At 63.0% G+C, this 13,612-nt stretch carries 12 protein-coding genes; 6 read left to right on the top strand and 6 right to left on the bottom strand.

The window, feature by feature from the left end:
• Nucleotides 1-42: 42 nt before the first annotated feature.
• Both H6955_02355 and H6955_02350 read right to left on the bottom strand, forming a co-directional pair.
• Complete coding sequence (locus H6955_02355; GenBank protein ID MCP5312368.1) at nucleotides 43-471, bottom strand: DNA polymerase III subunit chi; 429 nt, start codon at nucleotides 469-471, stop codon at nucleotides 43-45.
• A 14-nt stretch (nucleotides 472-485) separates the two neighbouring features.
• On the bottom strand, nucleotides 486-1,985 hold the full coding sequence (locus tag H6955_02350) for a leucyl aminopeptidase (GenBank protein MCP5312367.1): 1,500 nt from the start codon (nucleotides 1,983-1,985) through the stop codon (nucleotides 486-488).
• Nucleotides 1,986-2,103: 118 nt separating this feature from the next.
• On the opposite strand from H6955_02350, the gene lptF reads away from it, so the two are divergent.
• The gene (lptF, locus tag H6955_02345; protein MCP5312366.1) at nucleotides 2,104-3,204 is read left to right on the top strand and encodes an LPS export ABC transporter permease LptF; all 1,101 of its coding nucleotides are present in this window, start codon (nucleotides 2,104-2,106) and stop codon (nucleotides 3,202-3,204) included.
• Nucleotides 3,201-4,268, top strand: coding sequence for an LPS export ABC transporter permease LptG (gene lptG, locus H6955_02340; protein ID MCP5312365.1), 1,068 nt, complete (start codon nucleotides 3,201-3,203; stop codon nucleotides 4,266-4,268). The genes lptF and lptG overlap by 4 nt, the downstream gene beginning before the upstream one ends.
• Before the next feature lie 23 nt (nucleotides 4,269-4,291).
• Here the strand turns inward: lptG and H6955_02335 are convergent, their stop codons facing one another.
• Nucleotides 4,292-4,774 carry an RDD family protein gene (locus H6955_02335; protein ID MCP5312364.1) on the bottom strand — a complete coding sequence of 161 codons (483 nt, stop codon included), beginning with the start codon at nucleotides 4,772-4,774 and terminating at the stop codon, nucleotides 4,292-4,294.
• 229 nt (nucleotides 4,775-5,003) lie between these two features.
• On the opposite strand from H6955_02335, the gene H6955_02330 reads away from it, so the two are divergent.
• The 4 genes from H6955_02330 to H6955_02315 all read left to right on the top strand — a co-directional run bounded on the left by H6955_02330 (nucleotide 5,004) and on the right by H6955_02315 (nucleotide 9,238).
• A complete protein-coding gene (locus H6955_02330; protein ID MCP5312363.1) occupies nucleotides 5,004-5,357 on the top strand; it encodes a PilZ domain-containing protein in 354 nt (117 codons plus the stop codon).
• 62 nt (nucleotides 5,358-5,419) lie between these two features.
• Nucleotides 5,420-8,047 (top strand): PAS domain S-box protein, encoded by a 2,628-nt coding sequence (locus H6955_02325; protein MCP5312362.1) that lies wholly within the window; start codon nucleotides 5,420-5,422, stop codon nucleotides 8,045-8,047.
• 3 nt (nucleotides 8,048-8,050) lie between these two features.
• The gene (locus tag H6955_02320) at nucleotides 8,051-8,677 is read left to right on the top strand and encodes a response regulator transcription factor (GenBank protein ID MCP5312361.1); all 627 of its coding nucleotides are present in this window, start codon (nucleotides 8,051-8,053) and stop codon (nucleotides 8,675-8,677) included.
• Between the two features lie 60 nt (nucleotides 8,678-8,737).
• The gene (locus H6955_02315; GenBank protein MCP5312360.1) at nucleotides 8,738-9,238 is read left to right on the top strand and encodes a DNA-deoxyinosine glycosylase; all 501 of its coding nucleotides are present in this window, start codon (nucleotides 8,738-8,740) and stop codon (nucleotides 9,236-9,238) included.
• A 33-nt stretch (nucleotides 9,239-9,271) separates the two neighbouring features.
• Here H6955_02315 and H6955_02310 read toward each other — a convergent pair whose 3' ends face one another.
• From H6955_02310 to H6955_02300, 3 genes are all read right to left on the bottom strand, one after another.
• Entirely contained in the window at nucleotides 9,272-10,684 is a 1,413-nt protein-coding gene (locus H6955_02310; GenBank protein MCP5312359.1) for a dihydrolipoyl dehydrogenase, read from the bottom strand.
• A 333-nt stretch (nucleotides 10,685-11,017) separates the two neighbouring features.
• Nucleotides 11,018-12,073, bottom strand: coding sequence for a glycolate oxidase subunit GlcE (gene glcE / locus H6955_02305; protein ID MCP5312358.1), 1,056 nt, complete (start codon nucleotides 12,071-12,073; stop codon nucleotides 11,018-11,020).
• Nucleotides 12,073-13,548, bottom strand: a complete 1,476-nt coding sequence (locus H6955_02300) for an FAD-binding protein (protein ID MCP5312357.1) — start codon at nucleotides 13,546-13,548, stop codon at nucleotides 12,073-12,075. The genes glcE and H6955_02300 overlap by 1 nt, the downstream gene beginning before the upstream one ends.
• Nucleotides 13,549-13,612 lie beyond the last annotated feature (64 nt).

Below are 13,612 nucleotides of genomic sequence, written 5' to 3'. Positions count from 1 at the left end.
TTCGTGGGTCCGCGATGCGGACGCCGTCTTTTGCGACGGGACCTAGGTGATGTCGTGGGTATCCAATGGGTAGCCGTGTGCGCGGTAGTAGCGAAATCGCTCGCGGCTGGACTCGCGCACGGCGTCGTCATGATCGACGCACTCGATGAGCCGCTCGAAGCGGCCGAAGAAGGTTGGTATCTCCGGATCGAGATTGATCAGGATGTCGTGCTCGTCGGCATCGGCGTGTCCGTCACCGATCAGGATCGGATTGATGTCACGTTCGGCCTCGCCTAGCAGTCCGTGCGGGACAAAGCTTTGCTCCCACAGCGTCCACAGCAGTTCGTTGACGTGCCTCGCCTGCGTGGCGTCACGGCTGTGTATCAGCACGCGATGGCCGGCGCGGCGCGCCTTTTCGGCAATCCGGCAGGCCAGTGCGAAACGGTCACCGCGCGCGTCGGCACGCAATACGTAAAAGTCGATCTGAGTCATGCCAGGCCTTCGGCTTACATGGCCACCTTGCAGCGTCGCATCAGAAACTCCGTGAGCAATGGTACCGGTCGGCCGGTGGCGCCCTTGTCTTTGCCGGTCAGCCAGGAGGTGCCGGCGATGTCCAGATGCGCCCACTTGAACGCCTTGGTGTAACGCGACAGGAAGCAGGCTGCGGTGATCGTGCCGGCCCCGCGACCGCCACCGATGTTCGCCATGTCGGCAAAATTGCTGTCCAGCTGCTTCTGATACTCATCCCAAAGCGGAAGTCGCCAGGCGCGGTCGCCGGTGGCGGTGCCGGCATCCAGCAGTTCATTGGCCAGGTCGTCGTCGTTTGCCATCAAACCGCTCGCCTGGTCGCCGAGGGCCACGATGCAGGCGCCGGTCAAGGTCGCGATATCGACCACCGCCGCCGGTTTGAATCGCTCGGTGTAGGTCAGCGCATCGCACAGAATCAGGCGCCCTTCCGCGTCGGTGTTCAGGACTTCGATCGTCTGGCCGGACATGGAAGTCACGATGTCGCCGGGTTTGTTCGCGTCACCGTCGGGAAGGTTTTCGGAACTTGGCACCACACCGACCACGTTGATCGGCAGATCCATCTCGGCGCAGGCAGCGATCGTGCCCAGTACGCTCGCGCCGCCGCACATGTCGTACTTCATTTCATCCATATTGGCCGCGGGTTTGATCGAGATGCCGCCGGCGTCGAATGTCAGTCCCTTGCCGACCAGGGCGACCGGTTTCGAACCGGTCTTGCCACCGGAGTACTCGAGAACGATCAGTTTTGCGGGTTGCCGGCTGCCGCGCGATACCGACAGCAGCGCGCCCATGCCGAGCTTCTTCATCTGGGCTTCGGAAAGTACCGTGACCTTCAGCTTCCGACGACCGCGCGCCAGAGCCTGGGCCTGCTCGGCGAGATAGGTGGGCGTGCAGAGGTTGCCGGGCAGATTCGCGAGATCTTTCGTCAGCCTCGTGCCGATGGCGATCGCGCGGCCGTGCACCGATGCCCGCTCGGCTGCACTGCACTGACCCCGACCGGACGCCAGAAAATCGATCCGTTTCAGAGGACGCTTGGGTGGCGACGCCGTGCTCTTGCATTGCTCGAACCGGTATACCGCGGTCTCGGCCGCCTTGACGGCTTCGCGCACCAGTCGGTAGGTGGAATCGTCTTTGGCATCGTTCGGCAGCATCACCAGGCAGTTGGCAGCTCCGGATTTCTCGAGCCGAGAGAACGCCGGTAACAGTGCCTGGCCGTAGGTGCGGGCGGAAAAATCCTTTTCCTCGCCCAGACCAACCAGCAGGACCCGTTCTGCCGCGCAGTTCCGGGGTTCATAGAGCAACTGGATTTCACCCGAGTCGGCAGAAAAATCCTGGCGCTTGAGGACCGCCTTGATCTGACCGCCGAGCGCCTGGTCCAGCGTTTCGACCTGCGGCGTCAAACGGTTGTTCTTGAAGACTCCGACGACCAGACAGGCGGTCTTGATGCTTTCTGCAGCACCGAGTTTGCAGTTGTACTCCATGGGACCTCTCAGATGTGCAGGATGCGTCTGTGCGCGCTTCCGCACGATCGTGGATAACGGTAAGGTTCGGCATTGTCGACGCCTGAGTGTAGCGAATCGGGAGCGTAAGGGAAGCGAGATGGGGATCATTGACCGCCTGCTGCTGCGTGAAATCCTCAAGACACTGGTTGTGGTGCTGCTGGTGATCATGCTGGTGTTCGTCTCGAACATCCTGGTGCGCTACCTGGGTAAGGCCGCCAGTGGACTGTTGAGTACCAATATCCTGCTGCTGGTCGTCGGGCTCGAACTGGTCAAGACACTCGGCCTGATTGTCCCCCCGGCATTTTTTTTCGCGGTGTTGTGGGTCCTGGGGCGCATGCACCGCGACAGCGAGATGGTTGCGCTCGCAGCCTCCGGCGTCGGCCCGGCGCGCATCTTCCGGTCGGTATTGCTCGCCGCCCTGCCGTTGGCGATTGTGGTCACCGTGCTGGTGATGGAACTGCTGCCGTGGGCGAAGTCGCAGGTCACCCGCTTGCAGGCGGAAGAGTCGAGTACCGCGGATCTGTCGGGCGTGCGACCGGGCCGATTCAACGAGTTCAGCCAGGGAGGGCTGGTCGTCTATACCGAAAGATTGAGCGCTGACGGCGTAAAACTCGAGGGGGTGTTCGTACAGGACCGGCAACAGGGCAAGCTCGGCCTGGTCACCGCGGAAGAGGCCTATCAGACGACCGATCCGAAGACGGGGGAACGATTCGTGATCCTCACCGACGGGCATCGCTACGAAGGGGTGCCAGGCCGTCTGGACTACACGGTCGGACGCTTCGACGAATATGCGGTCCGGATACCGACATTGGAATCCGGCGGACTCAGGGTCCCGCAGAGTGCCAAATCCTGGCAGGTGCTGCTCGCCTCGGGCGAACCGAGTGATCGTGCCGAACTGCAATACCGTATCTCGGTGCCCCTCGCATTGATCGCGTTCGGCGTGCTGGCGGTGCCGCTGGCGCGTTCACCCCCGCGCTCCGGGGTCTATGGGCGACTGTTGTTCGCGGTGGTGCTGTATTTCATCTTCATGAACCTGCAGCGGGTGGCCGAGCGGTGGCTGGCGACCGGCGCCGTGCCCGAGTGGATCGGAATGTGGTGGTTGCCGCTGCTGATGCTGTTCGTTGCCGGCGGGATCATGTTGGCCGATTCGAATTGGCTGACGGTGCAACGCCGGCGTTGGACGACGCGCCAATCATGACGACACTGCTGGATCGTTACATCGGCGGCACCATGATCAAGGCGACAGCGACCACCTTGCTGGTACTGGTGATCCTGTTGCTGTTCTTCGGCGTCATGGAAGAGATGGACGACGTCGGCAAGGGTAACTACCAGATGGTAGACGCCTTCCTCGTGACCCTGTCGACAGCGCCGCGCTACATTTTCGAGGCATTTCCGGTCGCGGCATTGATCGGCAGTCTGATCGGTCTTGGTGCGATGGGCGCCAACGGCGAATTGGTGGCGATGCGCGCCGCCGGATTTTCGCTGCGACAGATCGTTTGGGCGGTGCTGAAGACCGGGGCGGTGATGATGCTGGTGGTCTTTCTGTTCGGCGAATACGTTGCACCGGCCGCCGAGCAATGGGGACTGCAGCACCGCATCGAACAGACCCAGGAAAAGGTCACATTGAAGACCAATTACGGTTTCTGGGCGCGTGACGGGCGATCGTTCGTCAACATTCGCGGGATTCTCCCGGGCGCCCGGTTGCGTGACATCTTCGTCTACGAATTCGACGATGCGCGCCGTTTGAAACTCGCGACGCGCGCCGAACGCGCGGTGCACCGCGGTGACCACTGGTTGATGTTCGACATCGCGCAGACGCAGATTTCGGAGCAGGGCGTCAGTGAGCGGCGGCTGGCGCAGGCGCGCTGGGACTCGCTGCTGGACCCGGGCTTGCTCAGTGCCGTCCTGATCCAGCCGAACATGCTGCCGATCGGGGAGTTGTATCGGTATATCCAAGTGATGCGCGAGAATGACCAGTCCGCAACGGACTATGAGGTGGCGTTCTGGGTCAAGCTGGCGACGCCATTGGCGACCCTGGTGATGTTGTTCATCAGTGTCCCGTTTGTACTCGCACACCAGCGTTTCGTGAGCATGGGGCAACGCGTATTCCTCGGGGTCGTGCTCGGTATGGCGTTCTACACGCTCAGTCGCGGCATGTCGTATGTAGCGGTGGTGTACGAGTTCAGCCCCCTGCTGAGTGCCCTGCTGCCTGCGGCGGCCTTCCTTGCGATCGGCCTGCAGATGATGCGCAAGGTGCGCTGACGCGGGCCCCGGTGGTGCCCGATTCAGTCGCGGCGGACAAGTACCAGCCGGGTGCGACTGATCCGGTCATGCCAGGCGCGCCCATCGCGGTCGAACAGGACCCACAGATAGCCCAGACCAAACGCGAACAGTGACAGCCAGGCGGCTGCATAGCGGCCCAGTGACTGTCTCCAGCTCACGGGCGCCCCGGTCTCCGCCACGAGCTTCAGTCGCCAGGCACGCATCCCCAGGGTCTGCCCGCCGTGTGTCCAGAACCAACCGAAGAACACCGCCGGCGCGGTCACCAGGTAGGCCTGCAAGGCATAGTGGGGATAGTCGGCGGCGAGCCCGAGTCCCGCACGCGCGAAGGTGTCGGCGGTCGCGCCAAGCAGAATGATCGCAGCCACCAGCCAGCTGTCGTAAAACATTGCCGCCAGCCGTCGCGCGAGACCGGGTGCGACGGCGTGCTCGATGGGATTCGGCGACCAGGAAGTTTCGGCGTCTTTGACGGGCTGATCGGGTGTCATGGTTCCGGTTTGGCGAAAAAGGTCACAATCCGCGGATTGAAAATACTAAAGAATTGAGCGACAAGATATTGTTTTTAAAAAAATTATTAGAACGACTAGGGAAAATCCCGGGGCTGCGGCGGATTGGCCCTAATAGTCTGCGATTACTCGTTCCCCATAATGGTGCGCATTCCGTTCGGCCAAGCGGCTCAAGATCGCGTGCAACGGACGGAATCTACAGGAGGAAACAATGGAGCAGAGAACCCACGATCGCAAGGCAGTATCGCTGGATGCGGTGGTCGGATGCCCGCGGTTTGGTCTGCTGCGCGGTCGGATCGTCGACCTCGGCATCGGCGGCCTCTACGTCAGGGCGGAGACCAGCATCGTTCCCATCGGCGCTTCGGTGACGGTGACTTTCCAACCGGGCAACGAGGTGTGCGGCGCCTGCCTCAGTGTCGCCGGGCGTGTTGCGCATCAGAGCCTGCACGGATTCGGTATCGAATTCGGCGAACTCGACGCGACCTGTCGCGACGCATTGGACAGACTGTTGCCCCAGATGCCGCCCGTTCCGATGAAGGCGGTCCCGGTATTGCGCGCCATCTGAGACGCTGACCCTCGGCTGCCCCGGCGACGCGGGGGCGGCCGCCCGGGTCTGCCCGGGCCGAGTTGGTTTATCCCGGAAGCGGGGCGATAATTCGCCCACAGCGGCTCAACGGGATCGCTTCCATTAGCAAACGATCGTTCACACGCAGGCTACTCAAGGGGATCCCGATTCCGGCCCTCGCGCTGGCGTTTGGCCTGCTGACCGGTCTGATACTGTGGCTGGTAGTGGATCGTCTGCAGACGCGTGCACTGAGCGGTATCTTCGATCAGGCACTGGAGAGCCAGCTCGATCAGCAGGCACGTGAATCGCTGATCCGTTTCGACGAATACCGACGTTCGTTCGTGTATTTCACGCGCCTGGTATCCAGCCATCGTCGCATGGCGGATTACCTCGATCCGGTGATCTGGAGTCGACGGTCCCGCGATATCGTTCACTACCTGGCGGGCAATCCGCCACCCTGGTTGCCTGACGACCTGAACTGGCAGGGTGGTGTGGCGCCGCAGATCTTCCTCCTGGTCGACCCGGAAGGTGCGATCCGCGAGATGTACAATCCGGGCGGAAGTCCCCTCCCGACGTCGCTGCTCACTGACCTCAAGGGCCAGATCGGATCCCCCCGGCGGCGGTCGTTCGTCACGCTGCTGGGTGACCGGCCCTGGTTGATCGTTTCCGAACCGACCGAAGACAACGCCCGGGTGCCGATGGGCAACGTGGTGGTGCTGATCGCGCTCGACACGCCTTTCCTGATCGCTTCTCAACAGTTTGTGAAATCCAGCCACAACGTGGTTGCGATTCTCGATGCCGACGCGCAGCGCATCCTGTCGAGCAGCAGTCCCGCCGCTGCCCCGCCAGGCACGGCGCTGGCCGCGATGCGTGGCGCCTTCCTGATCAGGGCGCAGTCGTTTTTTGAATACGATGATGCCGATCTGAGCCTGCTGTTCGCGACGCTGCTGCCGCGCGGCTCATTCGAACGCACCGGGCAGCAGGTGCTCGACCTAGAGCGGCGGCAACGCCTGATCGGTGCGGCGGTGATCATTTCGGCGTTCGTGTTGCTGTTTCTGCTGCTGTCGAGCCGCATCAGCCGTCTGCTGAGGCGGGTATCGAACCTGTCGCGTCGGGCGCTGGATATCCCGGACACTGGGGTGGATCGGCGCGGCAACCAGCTGTTGATCCTCGAAGACTGGATACGCGAGTTCGTGCAACTGGTTATGCGCGCGCGCGACGAGATGCGGCGACAGCACGAAACGGAACTGCTCGAAACGGAAAAGCTGCGGGTGGCGATCATGGATGCTTCGCTGGACGCGATCATCACGGTCAACGAACGTGGCGAAATCATCGATTTCAACCCCACTGCGCAAGATACCTTCGACTACCGCCATGACGAAGCGGTCGGTCGTTCCTTCAGCGAGCTGGTGGTCGCGCCCAAGTGGCGGGAGACGTTCGAAAAGATCCTGTATCTTTCGCTGGCCGGTGCGGAGCAGGGGGCACCGTTGCAGCGTCTGGAGATGCAGGCCGTCGCCAGAGATGGACGCGTCTTTCCGGTCGAACTCGCGATAAAGCCGGTTTTCCTCGGGGAACAGCTGGTGTTCACGCTCTACCTGCGCGACATCGCGGAACGCAAGGTGCGAGAGGCAGAGATCCGCAGTCTGGCGGCGTTTCCCAGCGAAAGTCCGATACCGGTGCTGCGCATCAATCGCCGCGGAGTCATCACCTATGCGAATCAGCCGAGTGCGCCGCTGCTCAGGCACTGGGGTTGCCGGCCATTGCAGACACTCCCGGTATTCTGGCGCAACCGAATCGAGGATGTACTCGCGAGCGGTACGACGAGCGAGTTCGAAGTCACGACCGACGATGGCGTGTTCTCGTTGATGATCGCGCCGGTCGCCGAACTCGGTTACGTCAACGTATACGCACGCGATATCACCAGCGAGCGTGTCGCCGAGGAAGAGTTGAAGCGTCGCCAGAACGAGCTGGTGCACGTCACGCGATTGAGCAATATGGGCGAGATGGCGACCGGCATTGCCCACGAATTGAACCAACCGCTGTCGGCAATCGTGAACTTCGCGAACGGGTGCGCGCGCCGGCTGCGTCTGGACATCGGCGGCAAGGACGAACTGCTTCACGCTTTGGGACAGATCTCCGCGCAGGCCAATCGAGCCGGCGAGATCATCAAGCGCCTACGTGGTATGGTCAGCCGCCGCCAGCCGGTGCGGGAGGTGGTAGACCTCAATGTGCTTGCACGTGAAACCTGTTCGCTGATCAGCAACGAGCTCAAACGTCAGCAGGTGGTCATCGAGCGCCGGCTCTCGAAGCACGAGTTATGGGTGCGGGTCGATTCGGTGCAGATTGAGCAGGTGTTGATCAACCTCCTGCGCAACGCGCTCGATGCACTCAGCGATATCGCCCCGGCCGAGCGACGATTGGTCATCGAGTCCGGGACGCGTGCGGACGGAATGGTCTATGTCAGTGTGATCGACAACGGTTCTGGGATCAGCGGAAAAGCGATGGAACATCTGTTCGACCCGTTTTTCAGTACCAAAGAGAGCGGCATGGGCATGGGTCTGGCCATCAGCCAGACAATCATGGACAACCATCATGGTAAGATTCAGGCTGATTCCTGGCCCGGCAAGGGCAGCACCTTCACCATCCAACTGCCGCCCAACACCGAAGCGGCGGTGAGCGCTGCGTCGTAATCTATGTCAGAAGCCCCGATCGCCAAATCAACCGTGTTCGTTGTCGACGACGATCAGGCGATGCGCAACTCGCTCAAATGGCTGATCGAGTCCGTTGGCATGTTGGTGGAAAGTTTCTCCTCGGCCGATGATTTTCTTGCGCAGTATCAGCCCGGCAGGGCGGGTTGCCTGGTCCTCGACGTACGCATGCCCGGAATGAGCGGGCTCGATCTCCAGGATTATCTGGTGCAGAAGAACATCCGTATCCCGGCGGTCATCATCACCGGGCACGGTGACGTACCCATGGCTGTACGCGCGATGAAAGCGGGAGCCATCGATTTCATCGAGAAACCGTTCAATGACGAAGCACTGCTGGATGCGATACGACGGGCGATCGCGTATGAAGAGCAGCAGCGCGTACATCAAGTCGAACACCTGCAGATCCAGGAGCGCCTTGCCCACCTGACTCCGCGCGAGCACGAAGTCATGATGATGGTGACCGAGGGCAAGTCGAACAAGGAGATCGCCAACACCCTGGGCGTGTCGGCAAAGACCATCGAGGCCCACCGTGCCCGCGTGATGGAAAAGATGCAGGCGGGGTCACTGGCGGAACTCGTGCGCATGGTGCTAGCGGTCGACGCCGGAGACTGAGCGTGCGGTGCGTGCAGAAATGCGGCCAAGCATAGGATCGCATCCAATTCGGTCCGCACGATGAGCCGGGTACACGGTTTCCCGCCGATCGCCGACAGGCGCGCAAGCCTGTTGATCCTCGGATCGATGCCCGGCCGACAGTCGCTCGAAGTGGGCCAATACTATGCGCATCCCCGCAACGCATTCTGGCCGATCATCGATTGCGTCTTCGGCATCGATCGTCACCTGCCTTACGAGGCGCGGTGCCGGGGGCTGCGCATGCAGCGAATCGCGCTTTGGGATGTCCTGAAGACCTGCAACCGGCCGGGTAGCCTGGATGCCAGCATCGAGCCATCATCGATCGTGGCCAACGATTTCGCAACCTTCTTCGCCGGGCATCCCGGTATCCGAGCGGTCTATTTCAACGGGCAGATGGCCGAACAGGCGTTTCGACGCCACGTGTTGCCGGACGCCGGTTCCTCGCTACCCACGCTCAGGCTGCCGTCCACCAGTCCGGCAAACGCCAGCTACAGTTTCGAGCGCAAACTGGCCGCCTGGCGGGTAATCAGCGGGCCGGACTGAAGTCGGCGGGCCGGCGCGGCCCGCCGTCGAATGTCACTGGACGCGCAGTTCCGTGATTGGTCCCCGGTTCTTCTTATCCACTTTGGCGTACAGATCGTACAACGCCGCCTGCAGCGCCTCTTCGATCACCGGGTGGTAGAAGGGCATCTGCAGCAATTCCCCGACCGTGAGGTCACGCTGGATGCACCAGGCCAGAAGATGGCCGAGGTTCTCCGCCTTGGCACACACCATCTCGGCACCAAGCATCCTGCCGCTCGCCTTGTCCGCATACACCCGGATGACGCCCTTGTTCTTGGCCATGATCAAGGCGCGGCCCACGGGTCCCATCTGCACCTCGCCGACTGCCGTTGTGTCCGGATCGAGCGACGCATAGTTCTGGCCGACCTGGACGATGTTCGGGTCACAGAAGGTGATGCTCAAGGGCGTCTTGCGCTGGAACGCGGTGATCGTTTCGCTAACCGCGTTGTGTCCGGCAATCCGCCCTTCATCGCCGGCCTCGTGCAGCAAGGGGCGTTCACCGGTGACATCGCCGGCGAGAAACACCGGCAGGTCGCCCACCTGCATGGTGTGCGGATCGTAGATCGGAATGCCCCGATCGTTGGTCGGCGCACCGATGGTCTCGAGGCCGAGTTTTTCGACGTTCGGCTGGCGGCCGATGCTCGCGAACACCCGCTCCACCTCGATACTCTTGTCGCCGGCACTGACCTTCAGCAGGCCGTTTGTGCCTTCGCTGATCTCGGCACCCTCTCCCAGCCAGAGTGGGAATTCTTGGCCGACGATGTCGATCGCCGCCTTGATCGCCGCCGGGTCGGTGAGGCCGCCGATCGCTTCCTGGATATCCATGCCCACGACCTGGCAGCCGAGACGATGCAGCGACTGCCCGAGTTCCAGGCCGACCACGCCAAGCCCCACCATCGCGATCGAGCGCGGCAGGTGTTCGAGGTCGAAAAAGTCGTCGGTGGTGATGATGCGATCACGAAACGGTTGCCAGGCATCCGGGATGATCGGTCTCGAACCTGTCGCGACGATGACCCGGCCGGCACGGATGCGCTGACCGTCGTCCATTTCCAGCAGGTTGGGACCGACGAACCGGGTATAACCCTCGATGAACATGCCTTCCGGCATCTTGTCGGTGCTGTTGGAGATCACCCGCTCGACGAACATGTCGCGCAGGTCCTGGACATAGCCCATCGCCTCGGCGACGTCCAGGCTCAGCTTCTCCTCTCCCTCGAGACCGAAGCGCTTGAACACGCCGCGCCGGTGGAAGTCCTCGGCGACCTGCACCACGGCCTTGGAGGGCATACAGCCGACGCGGGCACAGGTCGTGCCCAGTTCGCCGCCGTTGATCAGTACGACTGACTTGCCCGATGGCCTCACCTTGCCCATCGCGTAAAGCCCGGCACTGCCGGAGCCGATGATTGCGACATCTACCTCGCGCTCTTGCACTGGAGCAACCTCGAAATACCTGATTGACCGGCCCGTATTCTAACCGGTCGTGAGGTTGTGATTCAGAGTCTTCCCGAGCGGTAATTGGCCGGCCGCCAGACGAGCGGGCGGAGCGGTTGGTATCGGACAATCGGGCGTGTACCGGCTGTCACGGGTTGCTGCATGATCGGCGGGACCGTGTACAGCGGTGGAGGAAAACCGCCGGCCGGATAGGCGGGTGCCGGGCGCCCGAAACTGCGGTTGCCGGAGAACGCCTTCAGACAGAAAAATGCGTGTGCCGCCGGTGCCAGGCACAGACCCGAGCACATCACCGCGACCAACAGGGCCAGACGCCTAGAGCGACGGGTAGAGGCGACCGGGATTGAGGATCCCGACCGGATCGAATACCTGCTTGAGTCCCTGGTGCAGGCGCTCGCGTACGCCGTCGAGGGGGTGGAATACAGGGATTTTGTCGTCGCCATGTCGAAACAGTATGGCATGTCCGCCGACTTTTGCGACTTCGGCGCGGATCTCGTCCGCCAGGCAACGCGAATACACCCAGCGCTGCGCGCCGGCCCAGTCGGTGAGCACCTCGTGTTCGCAGCTGAGACGGGGCGCCGCGGGTGGCAGCGACAGGCGCCACAATGGTCTGTCGGAATGGAAAAACGCCAGCGTGTGATCGCGCAGTCCTCGCCAGAACTCGTTGCCGGAACCGCCATCGCCGCCGATCTGCCGTTCCCAGGCCGTCACGCTGGCGGCATTCCCCGACAGGCGCAGGTAAAGGCGATCGTCGAAATGCGCGGCGCCGGACAGGGGTGCCGGTTGGCGCGCCAGGTCGCGCATCAGCGCCAGCGCGCGGTCGCGCGGCATCTGCAGCACCAGGTTGCGTTCCACCTTGGGTGCCGGCAGAACCTTGACCGACACCTCGAGCAGCGCCCCCAGGGTGCCCAGGGCGCCGGCCATCAGTCGCGTCACGTCGTAGCCCGCGACGTTCTTCATGACCTCGCCACCGAATCGCAGGACGCGTCCGCGGCCGTCCAGCAACGACATGCCCAGCAGCAGGTCACGCGGTGCGCCCCCCCACGGGCGCCGCGGACCGCCAAGACCGCTCGCTACCGCGCCTCCCAGCGTTGCAACGCCGGCGAAGCTGGGCGGCTCGAACGCCAGCATCTGGCCGTTGTCGGCCAGCAGGGACTCCACCTCGCTGACGGGTGTCCCGGCGCGGGCAGTCACGACCAGTTCGGTGGGTTCGTAGCGGACAACACCGCGGTGGCCGTTCAGCGGCAATGCGTCTCCGGTGACGGGGTGGCCGTAGAACGCCTTGCTGTCGTTGCCGACCAGGCGCAACGGCGAGCGGCGCTCCGCCGCATCCCGTACCTGCTCCGCGAGCGCCGCGGCGATGTCGCTCATCAGAATCGCTCCAGATGTGGAAACCGCAGGTCACCGGCCTTTACGTGCATTGCGCCGAACTCCGCACATCGGTTCAGCGTGGGGATCGCCTTGCCCGGATTCAACAGTCCGTGCGGGTCGAACACTGCCTTGACGTCATGGAACACCTGCAGTTCCTCCGGCGGAAACTGGGCGCACATCTGGTTGATCTTTTCGAGCCCGACGCCGTGTTCGCCGGTGATGGTCCCGCCGACCTCGACGCACAGTTCGAGGATACGGCCGCCCACCTCCTCGGCCAGTTCCAGTTCGCCGGGCACGTTGGCGTCGTACAGGATCAGCGGATGCAGGTTGCCGTCTCCGGCGTGGAACACATTGGCGACCCGTAACCCCGATTCACCCGAGTAGCGCGCAATCTCGCGCAGCACCCGGGGCAGGTGTTTGCGCGGTATCGTGCCGTCCATGCAGTAGTAGTCGGGCGAGATCCGCCCGGCGGCCGGGAATGCCGCCTTGCGTCCGGCCCAGAAGCGCGCCCGCTCGTTTTCGTCGCCTGCGGTGCGCACCTCGGTCGCACCCGAGTCGAGCAGCCGTTGACGTACCCGCGCGATGTCCTCGGACACCTCTTCGTTGCCACCATCCACCTCGCACAACAGGATCGCGGCGGCCTCGGTCGGGTAACCCGCGTGGACGAAGTCTTCCGCGGCGCGAATCGCCGGGTTGTCCATCATCTCCAGTCCGGCTGGCAGGATTCCGGAAGCGATGATGTCGGCAACCGCCTGGCCTGCGGTCTCGACATTGTCGAACGCCGCCAGCGCGACCTGTGCACGCTGCGGGATCGGCAGCAGTTTGACGGTCACCTCGACGACCACGCCGAGCATGCCTTCGGAACCGGTGATCAATGCCAGGAGGTCGTACCCGGGACCGTCGAGCCCACCACCACCGAGGGTGATGCGCTCTCCGTCCATCTTGACCAGTTCGACGGCGAGCAGATTGTTGACCGTCAACCCGTACTTCAGGCAGTGCACGCCGCCGGCATTCTCAGCGACGTTGCCGCCGATCGAGCAGGCGATCTGCGACGATGGGTCGGGCGCGTAATACAGTCCATGCGGTCGAGCGGCTTCGCTGATCGCCAGATTGCGCACACCGGGTTGCACGCGTGCACAGACGTTGTCGGGTTCGACAGCGATGATCCGGTTCAGTCTGGCGAGACTCAGCAGCACACCGTCTTCGTGCGGCAGGGCCCCGCCGGAAAGCCCGGTACCGGCGCCGCGCGCGACCACCGCGACGTGCGCCTCGTGGCAGATCTTCAGCACCGCCTGCACCTCGTCGGCGGAGGCGGGCAACACCACCAGCAGCGGTACCACACGGTACGCCGACAGGCCGTCGCACTCATACGGCTTGAGTTCTTCGTCACTGCTGAGCACGAAGGGGCCGGCGACCACCTGGCGCAACCGTGTGGCCAGCCGTGCGCGACGTTCGGAAAGTGGCAGTTCACTCATGGGGCAATTGTTGCAAAAAACCGCGACTGGGGTGGGCATTGTTTTTTTGTGGCTGGGCACGCCG

The organism is Chromatiaceae bacterium (assembly GCA_024235395.1).
Classification (GTDB): Bacteria; Pseudomonadota; Gammaproteobacteria; order Chromatiales; family Chromatiaceae; genus Thiosocius.
The sequence above is the reverse complement of the archived record's forward strand: the minus strand, read 5'-3'. Positions and strand labels throughout refer to the sequence as shown.

What these genes read in the sequence shown, in the direction of transcription:
- H6955_02355 (MCP5312368.1), bottom strand. Translation starts at nt 471, where the DNA reads ATGACTCAGATCGACTTTTACGTATTGCGTGCCGACGCGCGCGGTGAC.
- H6955_02350 (MCP5312367.1), bottom strand. Translation starts at nt 1,985, where the DNA reads ATGGAGTACAACTGCAAACTCGGTGCTGCAGAAAGCATCAAGACCGCC.
- lptF (MCP5312366.1), top strand. Translation starts at nt 2,104, where the DNA reads ATGGGGATCATTGACCGCCTGCTGCTGCGTGAAATCCTCAAGACACTG.
- lptG (MCP5312365.1), top strand. Translation starts at nt 3,201, where the DNA reads ATGACGACACTGCTGGATCGTTACATCGGCGGCACCATGATCAAGGCG.
- H6955_02335 (MCP5312364.1), bottom strand. Translation starts at nt 4,774, where the DNA reads ATGACACCCGATCAGCCCGTCAAAGACGCCGAAACTTCCTGGTCGCCG.
- H6955_02330 (MCP5312363.1), top strand. Translation starts at nt 5,004, where the DNA reads ATGGAGCAGAGAACCCACGATCGCAAGGCAGTATCGCTGGATGCGGTG.
- H6955_02320 (MCP5312361.1), top strand. Translation starts at nt 8,051, where the DNA reads ATGTCAGAAGCCCCGATCGCCAAATCAACCGTGTTCGTTGTCGACGAC.
- H6955_02315 (MCP5312360.1), top strand. Translation starts at nt 8,738, where the DNA reads ATGAGCCGGGTACACGGTTTCCCGCCGATCGCCGACAGGCGCGCAAGC.
- glcE (MCP5312358.1), bottom strand. Translation starts at nt 12,073, where the DNA reads ATGAGCGACATCGCCGCGGCGCTCGCGGAGCAGGTACGGGATGCGGCG.
- H6955_02300 (MCP5312357.1), bottom strand. Translation starts at nt 13,548, where the DNA reads ATGAGTGAACTGCCACTTTCCGAACGTCGCGCACGGCTGGCCACACGG.